Genomic DNA, 18292 nt, shown 5'->3' with positions numbered 1-18292 from the left:
GCCCGAAGCCCGAAGCCCGAAGCCCGAAGCCCGAAGCCCGAAGCCCGAAGCCCGAAGCCCGAAGCCCGAAGCCCGAAGCCTACGCTAAAAGAAGGCCCCGCGTCGGCGGGGCCTTTCACTGCAGCGCTGATGCGGGTTTCAGGCCGTCCCGTCAGGCCGAGCCGATCATCTTGCGCAGCACATAGTGGAGGATGCCGCCGTGGCGGTAGTACTCCAGCTCGTTGGCGGTGTCGATGCGGCACAGCGCCTCGATCTTCTTCTCGCCCTTGTCGGAGGCGATGGTCACCGTGACCCTGCCGCCGGGGGTGAGCTCGCCGAGCCCCGTGATGGAAATCCGCTCGTCGCCGGTGAGGCCGAGCGTCTTGCGGCTCTCGCCCTCGGGGAACTGCAGCGGCACCACGCCCATGCCGATCAGGTTGGAACGGTGGATGCGCTCGTAGGATTCGGCCAGCACGGCGCGCACGCCGAGCAGTCGAGTGCCCTTGGCGGCCCAGTCGCGGGAAGAGCCGGTGCCGTACTCCTTGCCGGCGATCACCACCAGCGGCGTGCCCTCCTGCTGATACCTCATGGCGGCGTCGTAGATGGCCATCTGCTCGCCGCTGGGCACGTGGCGGGTCTCGCCGCCGACCACGCCATCGAGCATCTCGTTCTTGATGCGCACGTTGGCGAAGGTGCCGCGCATCATCACCTCGTGGTTGCCGCGCCGCGAACCGTAGGAGTTGAAGTCCACCGGCTTGATGCCTCGCTCCTGCAGGTAGCGCCCGGCGGGGCTGTCGGGCTTGATGGCGCCGGCCGGCGAGATGTGGTCGGTGGTCACCGAGTCGCCCAGCATGGCCAGGATGCGAGCATCCTCGACGTCCTCCACCGGGTTGGGCGTCTTGCCCATGCCCTCGAAGAAGGGCGGGTGCTGAATGTAGGTGGAGTCAGCCGACCACTGGTACACCTGGCTCTGCGGTACGTCGATGGCCTTCCACACTTCGTCGCCGTCGAAGACTTCCGCATACTCCTTGCGGAACATCTCGGTGTTGACCTGTTCCACGGCCTGAGCGATTTCTGCTTGAGAGGGCCAGATGTCCTTGAGATAGACCGGCTGACCGTGACGGTCGGTGCCGATGGGGTCGCGCGCCAAGTCGACCTGGACGTTGCCGGCCAGTGCGTAGGCGACCACCAGAGGCGGCGAGGCCAGCCAGTTGGTCTTGACCAGCGGATGGACGCGGCCCTCGAAGTTGCGGTTGCCCGAGAGCACCGAGGCCACGGTGAGATCGCCGTTCTCGATGGCTTCCTCGATCGGGCCGGCCAGCGGGCCGGAGTTGCCGATGCAAGTGGTGCAGCCGTAGCCCACCAGGTTGAATCCCAGGGCGTCGAGGTCGTCTTGTACGCCGCCGGCGGCCAGGTAGTCGGTCACCACCTTGGAGCCCGGCGCCAGCGAGGTCTTGACCCAGGGTTTGGTGGCCAGCCCCTTCTCGCGGGCCTTTCTCGCCACCAGGCCGGCGGCCATCATCACGCTGGGATTGGAAGTGTTGGTACAGGAGGTGATGGCGGCGATCACCACGGCTCCCGGGTTGAGACGAAAAGCTTCGCCGTCGAGATCGACGTCCTGGCTGTCATGGTGGTCGTAGCTTTCATCGATGCCCACGGCGGTCTGCCCGCCTTCGGACATCAGTTTGCCGTTCTCGGTGGAAGAGAGCGGCTTGCCGTCGTCTTCCATCACCTTGGCGAAGGCGGTTTTCATGTCCTTCAGGGCGACGCGGTCCTGGGGACGCTTGGGGCCGGCCAGGCTGGCTTCCACCTCGTTCATGTCCAGCGCCAGTGTGTCGCTGAAGATCGGCTCGTCGCCGGGGTCGCGCCATAGCCCCTGGGCCTTGCTGTAGGCTTCCACCAGCTCGACCTGAGCGTCGTCGCGACCGGTCAGGCGCAGGTAGGTGAGGGTTTCGTCGTCCACCGGGAAAAAACCGCAGGTCGCACCGTACTCGGGGGCCATGTTGGCGATGGTGGCGCGGTCGGCCAGCGGCAGATCCTTCAGGCCATCGCCGTAGAATTCGACGAACTTGCCGACCACGCCCTTCTTGCGAAGCATCTCGGTGACGGTCAGCACCAGGTCGGTGGCGGTGATGCCTTCACGCAGCTTGCCGGTGAGCTTGAAGCCCACTACCTCGGGAATCAGCATCGACACCGGCTGGCCGAGCATGGCGGCCTCGGCTTCGATGCCGCCCACGCCCCAGCCCAGCACGCCCAGGCCGTTGATCATGGTGGTGTGGGAGTCGGTGCCGACCAGGGTATCGGGATAGGCGTAGGTCTTGCCGTCCACTTCCTTGGTCCATACCGTCCGGCCCAGGTATTCGAGGTTGACCTGGTGACAGATGCCGGTACCCGGCGGCACCACGCGGAAGTTGTCGAAGGCTTCCTGGCCCCAGCGCAGGAACTCGTAGCGCTCGCGATTGCGTTCCATCTCGATGGCCACGTTGTCCTTGAACGCCGTGGGGTTGCCGTACTTGTCGACCATCACCGAGTGGTCGATGACCAGGTCTACCGGTGACAGCGGATTGATGCGCGCCGGGTCTTCGCCGAGTTTCTCGACCGCTGCACGCATCGAAGCGAGATCCACGACCCCGGGCACGCCGGTGAAATCCTGCATCAATACCCGCGCGGGGCGATAACCGATCTCGCGGTCGGAGTGACCCTGCTGCTGCCAGTCGACCAGCGCTTGCATGTCTTCTCGGGATACGCTGTCGTCATCGGCGAAGCGCAGCTGGTTCTCCAGCAGGATCTTCAGTGTCTTGGGCAGTCGCTCGATGTCGCCCAATGCGGCGGCAGCCTTGGGCAGGCTGTAGTAGTGGTAGTCGGTACCGCCGGCTTGCAGTGTGTCGAGAGTATCGGGGGTGGGATCGTTGCTCATTGCTGTCCTCCTTTGCGGCCTCGCCTTGGGAGAGTGGACGAACCTTCCTGGCGCCACCATTAACACATGGTCATGATCGTTGGCATTTTCAAGCAAGGATGGGACCGTGCCGGTCGCTAGCGACGACACCGCGCGCCGTACTGAACTACAGTGGTGACGATAGGTGCGGCGATAGGAGTCCGTCATGCATGAGGAGTGGTTGGAAAGCCGAATGGTTCACTGCCCGTACTGTGACGCTCCCTTCGACCTGCTGGTCGACCTCTCTGGCGGCGACCAGCAGACGTGGGAGGATTGCCCGCACTGTTGTGCACCGATCCAGGTGCGCATCGCCGTCTCCTCGGTGGATGGGGACCTCGAAGAACTGACCCTTGGGCGTGACGACGAGGTGTTGTAGGGCGTCGAGCCCGGACCGGGAGGCTGATACAATAGCGGTCGTTTGCAGTCGCGATCGGCGTTAGGCGGCCATCCTGCAGATTCCGGCTGCCCTCTCGCCTTCCCGATGACCTTATCCGCGAGTCACGAGGTTTCTCATGAGCGAAGCGCGTCACGAACGCCTGATCATTCTCGGTTCCGGTCCGGCGGGTTACACTGCCGCCGTCTACGCGGCCCGTGCCAATCTCAAACCGCTGCTGATCACCGGCATGCAGGCGGGCGGCCAGCTCACCACCACCACCGACGTGGACAACTGGCCCGGTGACGATGCCGGCGTTCAGGGCCCGGAGCTCATGGAGCGCATGAAGCGCCATGCCGAGCGCTTCGACACCGAGGTGACGTTCGATCATATCCACGAGGTCGAGCTGCGCAGCCGCCCCTTCACGCTGCAGGGCGACAGCGGCACCTATACCTGTGATGCCCTGATCATTGCCACCGGCGCCAGTGCGCGCTACCTGGGGCTCGAATCGGAACAGCAGTTCATGGGGCAGGGAGTATCGGCCTGTGCGACCTGCGATGGCTTTTTCTATCGCAATCAGGAGGTGGTCGTGGTGGGCGGCGGCAACACGGCCGTGGAGGAGGCGCTCTACCTCTCCAACATTGCCTCCAAGGTGACCCTGGTGCATCGTCGCGACAGCCTGCGGGCCGAGAAGATCCTCCAGGACAAGCTGTTCGAGAAGGCCGAGAACGGCAATGTCGTGCTGGAGTGGAACCACACTCTCGACGAGGTGCTGGGCGATGACACCGGGGTGACCGGGGTGCGTCTCAAGTCGACCGAAACCGGCGAGACGAAGGAACTGGCGGTGCCGGGCGTGTTCATCGCCATCGGCCACAGCCCCAATACCGGCCTTTTCGAGGGCCAGCTCGAGATGCGCGGCGGCTACATCACCGTTCGGTCCGGCCTCGATGGCAATGCCACCGCCACCAGCGTGCCGGGCGTGTTCGCCGCCGGCGACGTCATGGACCATGTCTACCGTCAGGCGGTCACCTCCGCCGGCACCGGCTGCATGGCGGCGCTGGACGCCGAGCGTTATCTGGACGAGCTTTGACCGGGTTTCGGGCTAGGTTGTCTGCCCGCAGCCCGTAACTAATAATGCGGCGGCACCTCGTCCTCCGGGCGGGGTGTCGTCGTATCCGTCTCCTGCAGAGCCCGCTGCTGCTCGCGGAGCTTCTGCTGCATCAGCGCATTGAGCCGTTCGAGCTGGACGAGGCGCCGCTCCTGGGTGGCTACCGCCTGGTCCAGGGTGTCGAGCCAGTGCTCCTGGTAGGCGATGCGGCTTTCCAGGTCGTCCAGGCGGGTTGCCAGCCGGGCGGGCGATGGCTCATGGCTCGTGCTAGAATCGTCGCGCTGCCTGTCGCCGTTCACCGCGACAGGCTCAGTGGGCGGCGCGGTGCCATGCCGTGTCGTCATCGCAACTCCTATACCGTGTCGTTTCACCAACAAAAGCGAGCATTATCCATCCATGAATCGTAAGGTCATCCTTCGTTGCAGCCTCATCAGCCTGCTGTTGGCCGCGCCGGCCCCGCTGCTGATTGCCCTGTTCGTTCATCTTACCGGCGGCGATCTGGCGCGTCGTCTGTTCGCAAGCCTCGAGGTCGGCGGCATCGCCGTCGTCTACGTGGCCGCTGCGGCTGCCGTCTTCCTGCTGTTGCTGGTCGCCACTCTGGCAGTCAATGCCCTGACGCCGCAGTTGGCCAACATCGCCGAGGTCGAGAACGACGACCGCGAGATCGGCGAGGTCAAATGGTTCAACGTCAACAAGGGCTATGGGTTCATCAAGCGAGACAGCGGCGAGGATGTCTTCGTGCATTTCCGCGCCATTCGCGGCCGCGGCCATCGCACCCTGGCCGAAGGGCAGAAGGTACGCTATCACGTGATCGAGAATGAGCGCGGACTGCAGGCCGACGACGTCACCGTGATTACCTAGGAAAGCGGCTGCGTTCGGTCATACTGCGTCAAAAATCGAACTCAAAGTACTCATTGACTACCGCAAACTCCGTCTTTTCGTCGATTCTTGCCTTGTCTGACCTTCGCTCGCCGGCTTTCGCGAGAACGCCAGCCCCGCCACCTCAAGAGACAGCGCCCCGCCTCGAGCGGGGCGCTGTCATTTTCGGCTACCGGCCGGAGTCGGGCCAGTCGATCGCTCGCTCGGTGCCGTCGGGCAGCACCTGCCAGAAGCGGTCGGGATCGTCGCCAGGCTGCCAGCCACCCAGCGAGCAGCGGACCTCGCAGCCAAGCCGGGTGGCGGCGTCCCGGGCGCAGTCGGTGTCGCGCGGCCAGGGCGTGTGGGCGCTGTCGAACCACAGGCTGGCGAAACGGTCGGCAGCGTTCTCCACCAGTAGCACCGGGATGACGTGGCCTGCGTGGTGGCCGCGGGTCTTCCACCGATGGCGGCCGACACTGTGCAGCGGAGCGGCGTCAAGCAATTCCCCCAGCCAGGCGTTCAGGGGCTCCTGCGGTGCCTGGGCCAGGTATATCTCGATGTCCGGGTAGGGGATGTCGCTGGACGTCATGGCATTCTCTCGTCGTGTTCAGGGCTGGGCGCTGCCGTTGACGAACAGCTTGGTCAACACCGCCTCGTAGATACGGCTCAGGTCGTCGAGGTCGGCGGCATGGATGCGTTCATTGGCCTGATGAATGGTTGCGTTGCAGGGGCCGAGCTCGACTACCTGGCTGCCCAAGGTGGCAATGAAGCGCCCGTCCGAGGTGCCGCCGCTGGTCGAGAGCCGGGGCTGGCGCCCCATTACCGACTCGACGCCGTGCAGGGCCGCCTCCACCAGTTCGCCCTCGGCGGTGAGAAAGGGCTCGCCGTTGAGCGTCCAGTCGATGTGGTAGTCGAGCCCATGGGCGTCGAGAAGCGATGCGGTACGTGCCTGGAGTTCGCGGTGGGTCACCTCGGTGGAGAAACGGAAGTTGAACACCACCTCCACCTCACCGGGAATCACATTGGTGGCGCCGGTGCCGGCGCGGAAGTTGGAGATCTGGAAGCTGGTGGCGGGGAAGAAGGCGTTGCCCCCATCCCAGCACTCGTTCACCAGGGCGTTCAGTGCCGGCATGGCCTGGTGAATGGGGTTGCTCGCCAGGTGTGGGTAGGCCACGTGGCCCTGAGTGCCCTTGACGTGCAGCACTCCGCCCAGAGAGCCGCGGCGACCATTCTTGATCACGTCGCCAAGCGCCTCGCTCGACGAGGGTTCGCCCACGATGCAGTAATCGAGGCGTTCGTGACGCTCGCGCAAGTGTTCGACCACCGCACGGGTGCCGTCCACCGCCGGTCCTTCCTCATCGGAGGTGATCAGAAAGCCGATCTTGCCGTGGTGGTCGGGGTGCGCGGCGACGAAGCGCTCCACGGCGGTGACCATCGCCGCCAGGCTGCCCTTCATGTCGGCAGCGCCGCGGCCTCTGAGCATGCCGTCGTCGTCGATGCATGGCTCGAACGGGGGGTAGTCCCAGCGGACGTGGGGGCCGCTGGGCACCACGTCGGTATGGCCGGCGAAGGCCAGCAGCGGGCCGTGATGGCCTCGGGTCGCCCAGAAGTTCTCCACGTCGCCGAAGGGCAGGCGTTCGACATGGAAGCCGAGCGCCTCCAGGCGCTCGATCATCAGGTCCTGGCAGCCGAGATCGTCCGGCGTCACCGAAGGGCGGCGCAGCAGCTCGAACGCCAACTGCAGGGTGGGCGAAAGGCCGGCGGGATCAGTCGTTGGCATGCAGTGCCTCGTTGAGCGCCACGGCGCTCTTGTTGGTCAAGCACTCGATGCGGCCATTCTGCGAATTGCGACGCAGCAGCAGGTCGCTTTGATTGGCCAACTCGCGAGCGGCCACGGTCTCGACCTCCTGCCCCTGGTCGTCGAGCAGCGTCACCTTGGCGCCGGCGGTGATGTAGAGCCCTGCCTCCACGGTGCAGCGGTCGCCCAAGGGAATGCCGATGCCGGCATTGGCGCCGATCAGACAGCCCTCACCCACTTTGATGACGATGTTGCCGCCACCGGAGAGGGTGCCCATGGTGGAGCAGCCGCCGCCCAGGTCGGAGCCCTTGCCGATCACCACACCGGCGGAGATGCGCCCCTCGATCATGCCGGGGCCTTCGGCACCGGCGTTGAAATTGACGAAGCCCTCGTGCATCACCGTGGTGCCTTCGCCCAGGTAGGCACCCAAACGGACCCGGGCGGTGTCGCCGATGCGCACGCCGGAGGGCACCACGTAGTCGGTCATCTTGGGGAACTTGTCGACGCAGTCCACCGAGAGCGCGCGTCCCTCGAGGCGAGCCTTGAGACGGCGAGTCGGCAGCTCCTCGATGTCGATGGGGCCTTCGTTGGTCCAGGCCACGTTGCGCAGTAGGCCGAACATGCCGGTCAGGTCGACGCCGTGGGGCTTGACCAGGCGGTGCGAGAGCAGGTGCAGCTTGAGGTAGACTTCCGGGGCGCTCTGCGGGGGCAGGTCTTCGGCCAGGAACATGGCCACCAGCGGGCGCTGGCTGGTTGCCAGCACCTCGGCCAGTTCGGCCTGATCGGCGTGCCCCGCGGCCTTGAGGGCGCCGGCCAGCTCGGCGCAATGCTCGGGCAGAAAACTCACGGCGGCATTGCCGTCCGGCACGTCCATCACGCGTTTGACGGCCTCGATCAGGGCGCTGTCGGGCTGGAACAGGGGGGCGGGATAGTAGATCTCCAGCCAGTCGCCCTGGGTGTTCTGGGTGCCGATTCCAAGTGCAAAACTCAGCATGGGGTGGTGTCCTCTGGCTTGGTCAAGGTTCGTGGGACGGCTGGCGCCTGCCGGCCGACCTACAGCTTGTCGTAGTCGCCTTCGCGGTAGCCGACCAGAATGTCGTCGCCGGTATCCAGCAGCGGACGCTTGAGCAGGGTGGGGTGGGTGAGCATCAGCTCGCGCGCCGTGTTGGCATCGATGTTGGCCTTGGTCTCGTCATCGAGTTCGCGCCAGGTTCGGCTGTGCTTGTTGAGCAGCGTCATCAGCGGTACGTGGTGCAGGATGTGCTCGAGCAGCGGGGCCGAGAGACCGTCTTCTCGCAGGTCATGCACCTGGTAGGGCATGCCCTTGCGATCCAGGGCCTGGCGTGCCTTGCGGCAGGTGTCGCAGTTCTTGATCACGAACAGGGTCAGCATCGTGCGCTCCTTTCGATGAACCGTCGAATGCGTTCGGCGGCGTCCCGGACGGTGGACGTTTCCGCGACCAGAGCCAGGCGCACTCGGCCGGCGCCGGGGTTGATGCCATCCATGTCGGGTCGGCCCATGTAGGAGCCGGGCAGCACGCTGACGTGGGTCTCGGCGAAGAGTCGTCTGGCGAAGTCGACGTCATCCCCGCCGGGAGCCGCTGGCCATAGATAGAAACTGGCCTCGGGAGCGGGAAAATCAAGCACCGGGGCCAGCACCTCGGTGACGGTGGCGAAAGTGGCCCGGTAGGCGTCGCGATTGGCGCGGACGTGGGCCTCGTCGGCCCAGGCGGCGATCGAGGCGTGCTGCAGCGGCAGCGACATGGCACAGCCGTGGTAGGTGCGGTAGCGCTTGAAGGGAGCGATGAGCTCGGCGTCGCCGGCGACGAAACCGGAGCGCAGCCCCGGCAGGTTGGAGCGCTTGGACAGGGAGTGGAAGACCAGGCAGCGGCGGTAGTCGTGGCGACCGAGTGTCGCGCAGGCTTCGAGCAGCCCCGACGGTGGAGCGTCCTCGTTCAGGTAGAGCTCGCAGTAGCATTCGTCGGAGGCGATGATGAAGTCGTGCTCGTCGGCCAGTTCGATCAGCGTCTGGTAATCGGTCAGCGGCATTACCGCGCCGCTGGGGTTGCCCGGCGAACAGACGAAGAGGATCTGCACCTCGTGCCATACCTCGGCGGGTACGCTGCCGACATCGGGGAGAAAGCCCGTATCGGCTCGGCACGCCAGGTAGTGGGGGGTGCCGCCGGCCAGCAGGGTGGCCCCCTCGTAGATCTGGTAGAAGGGGTTGGGCATGGCCACCTTCGCCGGGCGCGTGCGGTCCAGCGCAGCCTGGACGAAGGCGAAGATCGCCTCGCGGGTGCCGTTGACCGGCAGCACCTGGGTTTCGGGATCGAGGCCGGCGGTCAGCGAGAAGCGCCGTGCGGCCCAGCCGGCGATCGCCTGGCGCAGTTCGGGAAGGCCGGAGGTCGCCGGGTAACGACCCATCTCGGTCAGGTGGGCGCCCAGCGTTTCCAGTGCCTCTGCATAAGGGGCGTGCCGGGGTTCGCCGATGGTCAACGGAATGGGCGCAAGCCCTTCGGGCGGCGTCACTCCGGCCTTGAGCGCGGCGAGCTTCTCGAAGGGGTAGGGCTTGAGGGCGTCGAGGTCGGGGTTCATGGGTGTCCAGGCGCGCCTTGCCGGCCATGGCCTCGGGCGTCGTTGTCGTGATCGGAAGGGGCTCGATTATAGGGAAGGCGCTTCGAGGCCTCAAACGTCGAGCACTTCCACCAGACGTTCGCGCAGCCGCTGCTGGCGCTCGGGGTCGGTCAGCGGCGCCCCGCGCTTGTCGGTGATGAAGAAGACGTCTTCCACCCGCTCGCCCAGGGTGGCGATCTTGGCCGCCGAGAGGGCGATGTCCTGCTCCATGAAGATGCGCCCGACCCTCGCCAACAGGCCGGGACGGTCGGGGGCGGTCAGCTCCAGCAGGGTGCGTTCGTTGGCCGGATCCTGTTCGATGCGCACCTCGGTGGGCACCTTGAAGTGGCGCAGCTGGCGCGGCGTGTGGCGGGTGACGATCTGCGGATAGTCGTCCGGGTCGTCGAGCTCTTCCACCAAATGACGACGTATCGCCTCGATGCGTTCGGGGTCGCGGATGGCGCGGCCCTGGTCGTCGAGCACGATGAAGGTGTTGAGCGTCCAGTCGTTGCTCGAAGTGGCGATGCGGGCGTCGTGGATCGACAGACCAAGCTGTTCCATGGCGGCCGCAGTCGCCGCGAACAGGTCTTCCACCGAGCGAGTATGGATGAACACCTTGGTGCCGCCATCGTCCAGCTCGTCGGCGGGCGGGCTGACCAGGATCAGCGGCAGCTGGCTGTCGCCGTGGGCCAGGATGCCCTGAGTCTGCCAGACGATCTCGCTGGGCGCGTACTGCAGGAAGTAGTCCTCGCCGAGCGACTCCCACAGCTGCTCGACCCGTGCCAGGTCCACGCCCACGGTGGCCAGCAGCGAGCGCGCCTCGGCGCGCGTCTCGCGCACCCAGTCGTCGCGGTCCAGCGGATTCTCCAGGCCGCGGCGCAGGGCACGTTTGGTTTCGGCGTGCAGCTGGCGCAGCAGCGATGCCCGCCAGCCGTTCCACAACGTGGGGTTGGTGGCGTTGATGTCGGCCACGGTCAGCACGTAGAGGTAGTCGAGCCGGGTTTCGTCGCGCACCACGCCGGCGAAGTCGGCGATCACGTCGGGGTCGGTGATGTCGCGCTTCTGAGCCACCATCGACATCAGCAGGTGGTGTTCCACCAGCCAGCTCACCAGGCGAGTGTCGCGTGCCGGGAGGCCATGGCGCTCGGCGAACTGCGCCACGTCGCGGGCGCCGATCTCCGAGTGGTCGCCGCCGCGGCCCTTGCCGATGTCGTGGTAGAGGCCGGCGATCCACAGCAGCTCCAGCTTGGGCAACTGGTGAATCAGTGTCGTCGCGACCGGGAACTCGTCTCGCGCCTCGGGCTCGCGGAAGCGCTGGATGCATTTGAGCAGGCGCAGGGTATGGGCATCCACGGTATAGATGTGGAAGAGGTCGTGCTGCATCAGCCCCACGGCCTGGCCGAATTCCGGGAGATACTTGCCGAGCACGCCATAGCGATTCATGCGGCGCAGTTGGCGTGGCACGTTGCCGCCGGAACGCAGCAGATCCAGGAACAGCTGCTGATGGCGGGGGTCGTCGCGGTAGAGGTCGTCGATCTGGTGACGGTGATCGCGGATCAGCCGGATGGTGTCGGCACGCACGCCTTCGATCTCGGGGTGCTCGGCCATCAGCAGGAAGAGCTCGAGCAGGGCCGAAGGCGCTTCGCGAAAGATGGCTCGCGAGCGCGCCTGGATGTAGCCGCCCTTGATCTCGAAGCGTTCGTTGAGTTGCGTGGTGGGCAGCGCTTCGCCCTTGCGCAGGATCGCTTCGTCGAAGTGCTGCAGCAGCATGTCGTTGAGCCCGGCCAGCGCCGTGACGTGGCGGTAGTAGCGCTTCATGAACTGTTCCACGGCCAGCCGCTCGGGAGTGTCGCGAAAGCCGAACAGCTCGGCGATGGTGCGCTGGTGGTCGAACAGCAGACGGTCCTCGGCGCGGTCGGTGAGCATGTGCAGGGCGTAGCGCACCTGCCACAGGAAGGCCTGGCCCTGGCTGAGGATGCGCAGTTCGGCATCGTTCATGAAGCCGTTGGCGACCAGGTCCTCGTAGCGCTGGCTGCCGAAATGGCGCTTGGCCACCCAGCCGATCATCTGGATGTCACGCAAGCCGCCCGGCGAACTCTTGATGTTGGGTTCCAGGTGATACTCGGAATTGTTGTGGCGGTAGTGGCGACTGATCTGCTCCTGCCACTTGGCCTCGAAGAAACGGTCCGCCGGCCACAGGCGCTCGGGGGCGAGGCGAGCCCTCATGGCCTCTCGCAGCCGCTCGGGACCGGCCAGAGTGCGCGATTCCAGCAGGTTGGTCATCACCGTGATGTCGCCGGCCGCTTCGCGCTCGCAGTCGGACAGCGAGCGGACGCTGTGACCGATCTCCAGGCCGATGTCCCATAGGAAGGTGATGAAGGCCGTCAGTGCTTCTCGGTAGGGCGTGTCGTCGTCGTTCTCGAGTAGCAGTTGCAGGTCGATGTCGGAGTGCGGATGCAGCTCGCCGCGCCCGTAACCGCCCACCGCGAGCAGGGCGATGCCGTCGTCGGGCCAGGCGTGGCGCTCCCATGCGATGGCCAGCAGCCGATCGAGGCACCAGGCCCGTCCGTGCACCAGGTCGCGGATGTCGGCGCCGGCGCGAAAGCGTTCATCGAGGCGAACCTGGAGATCGCGCAGGGCCGCCTTGAAAGGGGCGATGGGCGAGCGGCTGCCGGCGAGTTCGGTGCGGAAGGTCTCGGCATCGAACAGCGACTCGTCGGGCACGAAACGATAGTGGTGCAGGAGCATGAGCGATCGACTCAGCGGTCGAGGAAGGCGAGGTCTTCATCGCCGCGAGCGGTGAGCACCTCCACGCCGTTCTGGGTGACCAGCAGGGTGTGCTCCCACTGGGCGGAAAGGCTCTTGTCGCGGGTCACCGCAGTCCAGCCGTCGCGCAGCACCTTGGTCTGGTACTTGCCGGCGTTGATCATCGGCTCGATGGTCAGGCACATGCCGGCGGCGAGCTCGATGTCGGCTTCCGGCGCATAGCCATCGTAGTGCAACACTTGCGGATCCTCGTGGAAACTGGCGCCGATGCCGTGACCGCAGAAGTCGCGCACCACCGAGTAGCCGTTCGCTTCGGCATGGGACTGGATGGCGCGGGCCAGCGTGGAGAGGCGTACGCCCGGACGTACCAGGGCGATGCTGTGGTACAGGCACTCCTGAGTGACGCGGCACAGCCGCTCGCCCTGGATGGTCTCGCCGATCACGAACATCACGCTGGAGTCGCCGTGATAGCCATCGGCGGTCTTCACGGTGATGTCCAGGTTCATGATGTCGCCATTCTTGAGCCGCTTGGCGTCATCGGGGATGCCGTGGCACACCACGTGGTTGATGGAGGTGCACACTGACTTGGGAAAGCCGTGGTAGTCGAGAGGGGCGGGAGTGGAGCCCAGCTCGTCGACGATGTAGTCGTGGCACAGGCGGTCGATCTCGCCGGTGGAAATGCCGGCCTTGACGTGGGGAGTGATCATCTCGATCACGCTGGCGGCCTGACGGCCGGCTTCGCGCATCTTGTCGATCTCGTCGGGCGTCTTGATGGGAATGTTCATGAAATCTCGGTTCACAGGGTGGATCGCCCGGAAAAGCGGCGGGAACGGAAGCGGGCGACTTCATCTCGTTGGCGAACTATGGTATAAAGCCGCGCGCTTTCCTGCAATGTCGACCCGGCGGGCCTGGCCCGATCCGTCTCGGCCGCAGCGACGGCGCTGGCGCCTTTGCGCGCCGTGAACCTCAAGCCTTGAAAACACACATGCACCGGCACATGGTCCCGGGTGCTGCCGCGGTTTCCCCCCGGCAGTCGGATCCATGGGGTGCATGGAGGCCTAACCCGATTTTTCAGGAGTCATCCATGGCACATGTCAACATGCGCGACCTGCTCAAGGCAGGCGCCCACTTCGGCCACCAGACCCGCTACTGGAACCCGAAGATGAGCCAGTTCATCTTCGGTGCCCGCAACAAGATCCACATCATCAACCTCGAGCATACCCTGCCGGCGCTCAACGAGGCGATCGATGTGGTCGAGAAGATGGCGGCCGCCAACAACAAGATTCTGTTCGTCGGCACCAAGCGCAGCGCGAGCAAGATCATCAAGGAAGAGGCCACCCGCGTCGGTCAGCCTTTCGTCAACCACCGCTGGCTGGGCGGCATGCTGACCAACTACAAGACCATCCGCGTCTCGATCAAGCGTCTGCGCGAACTCGAAGCCATGCACGAAGACGGCACCTTCGACAAGCTGACCAAGAAAGAGGTCCTGATGGCGACCCGCGAGCAGGACAAGCTCGAGCGCAGCGTGGGTGGCATCAAGGAGATGGGCGGCCTGCCCGATGCCCTGTTCGTGATCGACGTCGACCACGAGCGCATCGCCATCAACGAGGCGAACAAGCTGGGCATCCCGGTGATCGGCGTGGTCGACACCAATTCCGATCCGGACGGCGTCGATTACGTGATTCCCGGCAACGATGACTCCATCCGCGCCATCCAGATTTACGTCAGGGCCGTCGCCGACGCTTGCGCACGTGCGAAGGAAGGCCGTCCCGACGAGTTCGTCGAGGTCACCGAGGGCGAGAGCGGCGACGCCGCTGCCGCCGAGTAACCGCGATGGCCGCAGCGGGCGCTCCAGCGCCCGCTGCGCTCACGCGATCTATCACCGGTCGAATCATTTCCAGAGGTAACTACCATGGCAGCGATCAGCGCCTCCCAGGTCAAGGAACTGCGCGAGCGTACCGGGCTCGGCATGATGGAGTGCAAGAAGGCACTCACCGAAGCCGGTGGTGACATCGAGGTCGCCATCGAGAACCTGCGCAAGAATTCCGGCCTCAAGGCCGCCAAGAAGGCTGGCCGTACCGCCGCCGAAGGCACCGTGGTGACGCGTGTCGCCGATGACGGCAGCTACGGCGTGATGGTCGAGATCAACTCGGAGACCGATTTCGTCGCCCGCGACGACAATTTCAAGGCCTTCGCCGACAAGGTCGCCGATGCCTTCTTCGCCGCCAAGAGCGAGGACGTGGCCGCGGTGATGGACGGCGATCTCGAGGTCACTCGTGAACAACTGGTGCAGAAGATCGGCGAGAACATCGGCGTACGGCGCTGCGCCGTGGTCGAGGCGCCGCAAGGCGGTCTGGTGGGCGCTTATGTCCACGGTGGTCGCATCGGCGTGTTGACCGTGCTCGAGGGCGGCAACGCCGAGGTGGCCAAGGACGTCGCGATGCACGTCGCTGCCATCAACCCGACCGTGGCGCGCCCCGATGACATGCCGCAGGAAAAGCTCGACGAAGAGAAGGCGATCATCCTGGCCCAGCCGGACATGGCCGGCAAGCCCGAGAACATCGCCGAGAAGATGGTTCAGGGCCGTCTGAAGAAGTACCTGGCCGAGAACAGCCTCACCGAGCAGCCCTTCGTCAAGGACCCCAACCAGAGCGTGGCCGAGTTCGTCAAGGCCGCCGGTGGCGTGGTGGTCGGCTTCACCCGCTTCGAAGTGGGCGAAGGCATCGAGAAGGAAGAGGTCGACTTCGCCAAGGAAGTCATGGAACAGGCTGGTCGTAGCTGAGGTCTGAGCTTCCAGCGCGTGAAGGCGTGCGCATGAGCGCACGCCTTCGCGTATCCGGCCGGCGTGCCCGGCCCGCCAACCTTGCAATCCACTCGACGTTGATTCAGGAGATGCCCATGCCCAGTGCCGATCGCAGCGAAGCCCCGCCCCGTCCCGACGCCAGCCGAGCGGAAAAGTCGCGCGACGACAAGTCGAAGTACAAGCGCATTCTGCTCAAGCTGTCCGGAGAGGCGCTGACCGGCGATGCCGAATTCGGCATCGATCCCAAGGTGCTCGACCGCATGGCGCTGGAGATCGGCCAACTGGTCGGAATCGGCGTGCAGGTGGGCATCGTAGTCGGTGGCGGCAACCTGTTCCGCGGTGCGGCACTGCACGAGGCCGGCATGGACCGGGTGACCGGCGATCACATGGGCATGCTGGCCACGGTGATGAATGCGCTGGCCATGCGCGATGCCCTGGAACGCTCCAATATCCGCTCGCGGGTGATGTCGGCCATCCCCATGAGCGGGGTGGTGGAGCACTATGATCGTCGCACGGCCATTCGCTACCTGACCTCCGGCGACGTGGTGCTGTTCTCCGCCGGTACCGGCAACCCGTTCTTCACCACGGATTCGGCGGCCTGTCTGCGCGGCATCGAGATCGATGCCGACGTGGTGGTCAAAGCCACCAAGGTGGATGGCGTCTACGACAAGGATCCGGTGAAGCACGCGGAGGCGGTGAAGTACGAGCGGCTCACCTACGACGATGCGATCGACCAGAAGCTCGGCGTCATGGATTTGACCGCCATCTGCCTGGTACGGGACCATGACATGCCGGTTCGCGTCTTCAACATGAACAAGCCGGGCGCCCTGCTGAATCTGGTCGTGGGCGGCAAGGAAGGCACCCTGATAGACAGAGGTTGACACCGTGATCGATGACATCAAGAAAGACGCCGAAAGCCGCATGAAGAAGAGCCTCGAGTCGCTTCATGCCAACTTCAACAAGATTCGTACCGGCCGTGCCCACTCGAGCATTCTCGATTCGGTGACCGTGGATTACTACGGCAGCCCGGTACCGATCAATCAGGTCGCCTCGATCAACGTCGAGGATGCCCGCACCCTCACGGTGGTACCGTGGGAGCAGAACATGGTGCCCAAGGTGGAGAAGGCGATCATCAGCTCCGACCTGGGCCTCAACCCCGCCAGCGCGGGCAGCGTGATCCGCGTGCCGATGCCGATGCTCACCGAGGAAACGCGCAAGGGCTACATCAAGCAAGCTCGCAGCGAGGCCGAGCACGCCCGGGTGGCGGTGCGCAACGTGCGTCGCGATGCCAATGGGGACATCAAGGCGCTGCTCAAGGAGAAGGAGATCACCGAGGACGAGCAGCACCAGGGCGAGGAAGCGATCCAGAAGCTCACCGACAAGTACATCGCCGAGATCGACAGAACGCTCGAGTCCAAGGAGCACGACCTGATGCAGGTGTGATTCCGCCGGGCTGCCGTTTCCGGGCCCGGCCCGTCCACCCCGCGATGTGAGACACCATGACGTCAACGCACACCACTGGGCCCTCGGCACTCGACAGTGCCGGCGTGCCACGCCATGTGGCCATCATCATGGATGGCAACAACCGCTGGGCCAAGGCGCGCGGCATGTCCAGCGTGCGCGGCCATCGAGCCGGCGTCGAGGCCGTGCGTGCCGTGATCCGTCGTGCCGGCGAACGCGGCGTAGAGACCTTGACGCTCTTCGCGTTCTCCAGCGAAAACTGGAAACGTCCCGAGGCCGAGGTCAGTGCCCTGATGGAGCTCTTCCTGCTGGCGCTGAAGCGCGAGGTGAGAAAGCTGCATGAGCACGGCATTCGCCTCTCGGTCATCGGCGAACGCCGCGCTTTCTCGCACTCCATCCAGAAGTACATCGAGCAGGCCGAGGCGCTGACCGCCGAGAATCCTGGCATGCATCTGGTGATCGCGGCCAACTACGGTGGTCGTTGGGACATCACGCGAGCGACGCGGCGGCTGGCCGAGCGCGTCGCCGCCGGCGAACTCGCCCCCGATGCCATCGACGAGTCGGCCGTCGAGAGCGCTCTCTGCCTTGCCGACGTACCGCCGGTGGATCTGTGCATCCGCACCAGCGGCGAACAGCGCATTTCCAACTTCCTGCTGTGGCAGATGGCCTATGCCGAGCTGTACTTCACGCCGCGGCTGTGGCCCGACTTCGATGGCGAAGCCCTCGATGCCGCCTTCGACGACTTCCGCAGTCGGCAGCGCCGCTTCGGCAAGACCGACGAGCAGGTCGAGGCCGACGGTGCTTAGGCAGCGAATCCTGACCGCCCTGTGGCTGGTGCCGCTGGCTCTGGGCGGGCTGTTCGGCTTGAGCGGTGCTGCCTATGGGCTATTCACCGGGGGTGTCGTGCTCCTCGCCGCCTGGGAGTGGACCAATCTGGCCGGCGTGACCCACCGGCGTCAGCGCGGGCTGCTGGTCGCCGCCCTGGCGGTGGCGATGGTGCTGCTGTGGGTCAGCGACGCTGCCCGCGCGATCTGGCCGCTGTGGCTGGCCCTGGCCGGCTGGCTGGTCAACCTCTACTGGGTCGTTCGTTACCCGGCCTGCCGCGAGCAGTGGCAGGCGTCGTCGCGGCGCCTGGCGATGGGGGGATGGGTGCTGTTGCCGGCCTGGGTCGGTTTCAACGTGTTGAGAGACGTCGGCAGCGTGTGGCTGCTCTTCGTGCTGCTGCTGGTATGGGGCGCCGACATTGGTGCCTACTTCAGCGGTCGGGCCTGGGGGCGCCGCAAGCTGGCACCGGCGGTCAGTCCGGGCAAGAGCTGGGAAGGCGTGGCCGGCGGCCTGGCGGTGACGCTGGCACTGGCCCTCGTCTTTGCCGCCTGGCAGGGGCTTGGGGTGGCCGGCGGCCTGGCGCTGCTCGCCGTGACGGCCGTGGTCACGCTGGTGTCGGTGCTCGGGGACCTGCTCGAGAGCATGCTCAAGCGCCATCGCGGCATCAAGGATTCCAGCCAACTGCTGCCGGGCCATGGCGGCGTGCTCGATCGCATCGACAGCCTGACCGCGGCGGTGCCGCTCTTCGCGCTGCTGTCGTTGGGGGTGCTGTGA

18 protein-coding genes are annotated in these 18292 nt (G+C 65.6%); 9 read left to right on the top strand and 9 right to left on the bottom strand.

Annotated elements, in window-relative coordinates; all coding sequences use genetic code 11:
• Positions 1-151: 151 nt before the first annotated feature.
• On the bottom strand, positions 152-2896 hold the full coding sequence (gene acnA / locus BLP96_RS05465) for an aconitate hydratase AcnA (protein WP_089683922.1): 2745 nt from the start codon (positions 2894-2896) through the stop codon (positions 152-154).
• 211 nt (positions 2897-3107) lie between these two features.
• Here acnA and BLP96_RS05460 point away from each other — a divergent pair, with 211 nt between their 5' ends.
• Positions 3108-3290 (top strand): CPXCG motif-containing cysteine-rich protein, encoded by a 183-nt coding sequence (locus BLP96_RS05460; RefSeq protein WP_340147956.1) that lies wholly within the window; start codon positions 3108-3110, stop codon positions 3288-3290.
• Positions 3291-3426: 136 nt separating this feature from the next.
• Positions 3427-4377, top strand: coding sequence for a thioredoxin-disulfide reductase (trxB, locus tag BLP96_RS05455; RefSeq protein ID WP_089683918.1), 951 nt, complete (start codon positions 3427-3429; stop codon positions 4375-4377).
• A 38-nt stretch (positions 4378-4415) separates the two neighbouring features.
• On the opposite strand, the gene BLP96_RS05450 is transcribed toward trxB, so the two are convergent.
• A complete protein-coding gene (locus BLP96_RS05450) occupies positions 4416-4694 on the bottom strand; it encodes a SlyX family protein (RefSeq protein WP_245682174.1) in 279 nt (92 codons plus the stop codon).
• A gap of 97 nt (positions 4695-4791) precedes the next feature.
• On the opposite strand from BLP96_RS05450, the gene BLP96_RS20480 reads away from it, so the two are divergent.
• Positions 4792-5256, top strand: coding sequence for a cold-shock protein (locus tag BLP96_RS20480; RefSeq protein WP_089683914.1), 465 nt, complete (start codon positions 4792-4794; stop codon positions 5254-5256).
• 187 nt (positions 5257-5443) lie between these two features.
• On the opposite strand, the gene BLP96_RS05440 is transcribed toward BLP96_RS20480, so the two are convergent.
• The 7 genes from BLP96_RS05440 to map form a co-directional block, all read right to left on the bottom strand.
• Positions 5444-5842: a hypothetical protein gene (locus BLP96_RS05440; protein WP_089683912.1), complete on the bottom strand. Its 399-nt coding sequence runs from the start codon at positions 5840-5842 to the stop codon at positions 5444-5446.
• A gap of 18 nt (positions 5843-5860) precedes the next feature.
• Positions 5861-7033: a succinyl-diaminopimelate desuccinylase gene (gene dapE / locus BLP96_RS05435; RefSeq protein ID WP_089683910.1), complete on the bottom strand. Its 1173-nt coding sequence runs from the start codon at positions 7031-7033 to the stop codon at positions 5861-5863.
• On the bottom strand, positions 7020-8045 hold the full coding sequence (gene dapD, locus BLP96_RS05430) for a 2,3,4,5-tetrahydropyridine-2,6-dicarboxylate N-succinyltransferase (RefSeq protein WP_089683908.1): 1026 nt from the start codon (positions 8043-8045) through the stop codon (positions 7020-7022). Before dapD ends, dapE begins: the two co-directional genes overlap by 14 nt.
• Before the next feature lie 59 nt (positions 8046-8104).
• Positions 8105-8443: a Spx/MgsR family RNA polymerase-binding regulatory protein gene (locus BLP96_RS05425; protein ID WP_089683906.1), complete on the bottom strand. Its 339-nt coding sequence runs from the start codon at positions 8441-8443 to the stop codon at positions 8105-8107.
• Positions 8437-9645: a succinyldiaminopimelate transaminase gene (gene dapC / locus BLP96_RS05420; RefSeq protein WP_089683904.1), complete on the bottom strand. Its 1209-nt coding sequence runs from the start codon at positions 9643-9645 to the stop codon at positions 8437-8439. The genes BLP96_RS05425 and dapC overlap by 7 nt, the downstream gene beginning before the upstream one ends.
• A 90-nt stretch (positions 9646-9735) precedes the next feature.
• Positions 9736-12411, bottom strand: a complete 2676-nt coding sequence (locus BLP96_RS05415; protein ID WP_089683902.1) for a [protein-PII] uridylyltransferase — start codon at positions 12409-12411, stop codon at positions 9736-9738.
• An 11-nt stretch (positions 12412-12422) separates the two neighbouring features.
• On the bottom strand, positions 12423-13214 hold the full coding sequence (gene map, locus BLP96_RS05410; RefSeq protein ID WP_089683900.1) for a type I methionyl aminopeptidase: 792 nt from the start codon (positions 13212-13214) through the stop codon (positions 12423-12425).
• A 299-nt stretch (positions 13215-13513) separates the two neighbouring features.
• Here map and rpsB point away from each other — a divergent pair, with 299 nt between their 5' ends.
• The 6 genes from rpsB (at position 13514) to BLP96_RS05380 (ending at position 18292) form a co-directional block, all read left to right on the top strand.
• On the top strand, positions 13514-14257 hold the full coding sequence (rpsB, locus tag BLP96_RS05405) for a 30S ribosomal protein S2 (RefSeq protein ID WP_089683897.1): 744 nt from the start codon (positions 13514-13516) through the stop codon (positions 14255-14257).
• Positions 14258-14341: 84 nt separating this feature from the next.
• Positions 14342-15211, top strand: a complete 870-nt coding sequence (gene tsf, locus BLP96_RS05400) for a translation elongation factor Ts (RefSeq protein WP_089683895.1) — start codon at positions 14342-14344, stop codon at positions 15209-15211.
• A 116-nt stretch (positions 15212-15327) separates the two neighbouring features.
• Positions 15328-16113 (top strand): UMP kinase, encoded by a 786-nt coding sequence (pyrH, locus tag BLP96_RS05395; protein WP_089683893.1) that lies wholly within the window; start codon positions 15328-15330, stop codon positions 16111-16113.
• Positions 16114-16117: 4 nt separating this feature from the next.
• Positions 16118-16675, top strand: coding sequence for a ribosome recycling factor (frr, locus tag BLP96_RS05390; RefSeq protein ID WP_089683891.1), 558 nt, complete (start codon positions 16118-16120; stop codon positions 16673-16675).
• Between the two features lie 56 nt (positions 16676-16731).
• Entirely contained in the window at positions 16732-17499 is a 768-nt protein-coding gene (uppS, locus tag BLP96_RS05385; protein ID WP_089683889.1) for a polyprenyl diphosphate synthase, read from the top strand.
• Positions 17492-18292: a phosphatidate cytidylyltransferase gene (locus BLP96_RS05380; protein WP_089683888.1), complete on the top strand. Its 801-nt coding sequence runs from the start codon at positions 17492-17494 to the stop codon at positions 18290-18292. Before uppS ends, BLP96_RS05380 begins: the two co-directional genes overlap by 8 nt.

Source organism: Billgrantia gudaonensis (genome assembly GCF_900100195.1).
Lineage (GTDB): Bacteria > Pseudomonadota > Gammaproteobacteria > Pseudomonadales > Halomonadaceae > Halomonas > Halomonas gudaonensis.
This window is presented reverse-complemented; position numbering and strand designations above follow the sequence as displayed.

Coding starts and splice junctions, on each gene's coding strand:
- dapE (WP_089683910.1), bottom strand. CDS start 7,033: ATGCCAACGACTGATCCCGCCGGCCTTTCGCCCACCCTGCAGTTGGCG.
- dapC (WP_089683904.1), bottom strand. CDS start 9,645: ATGAACCCCGACCTCGACGCCCTCAAGCCCTACCCCTTCGAGAAGCTC.
- dapD (WP_089683908.1), bottom strand. CDS start 8,045: ATGCTGAGTTTTGCACTTGGAATCGGCACCCAGAACACCCAGGGCGAC.
- BLP96_RS05425 (WP_089683906.1), bottom strand. CDS start 8,443: ATGCTGACCCTGTTCGTGATCAAGAACTGCGACACCTGCCGCAAGGCA.
- BLP96_RS05440 (WP_089683912.1), bottom strand. CDS start 5,842: ATGACGTCCAGCGACATCCCCTACCCGGACATCGAGATATACCTGGCC.
- BLP96_RS05460 (WP_340147956.1), top strand. CDS start 3,108: ATGGTTCACTGCCCGTACTGTGACGCTCCCTTCGACCTGCTGGTCGAC.
- uppS (WP_089683889.1), top strand. CDS start 16,732: ATGACGTCAACGCACACCACTGGGCCCTCGGCACTCGACAGTGCCGGC.
- BLP96_RS05415 (WP_089683902.1), bottom strand. CDS start 12,411: ATGCTCCTGCACCACTATCGTTTCGTGCCCGACGAGTCGCTGTTCGAT.
- tsf (WP_089683895.1), top strand. CDS start 14,342: ATGGCAGCGATCAGCGCCTCCCAGGTCAAGGAACTGCGCGAGCGTACC.
- pyrH (WP_089683893.1), top strand. CDS start 15,328: ATGCCCAGTGCCGATCGCAGCGAAGCCCCGCCCCGTCCCGACGCCAGC.
- map (WP_089683900.1), bottom strand. CDS start 13,214: ATGAACATTCCCATCAAGACGCCCGACGAGATCGACAAGATGCGCGAA.
- acnA (WP_089683922.1), bottom strand. CDS start 2,896: ATGAGCAACGATCCCACCCCCGATACTCTCGACACACTGCAAGCCGGC.
- trxB (WP_089683918.1), top strand. CDS start 3,427: ATGAGCGAAGCGCGTCACGAACGCCTGATCATTCTCGGTTCCGGTCCG.
- BLP96_RS20480 (WP_089683914.1), top strand. CDS start 4,792: ATGAATCGTAAGGTCATCCTTCGTTGCAGCCTCATCAGCCTGCTGTTG.
- rpsB (WP_089683897.1), top strand. CDS start 13,514: ATGGCACATGTCAACATGCGCGACCTGCTCAAGGCAGGCGCCCACTTC.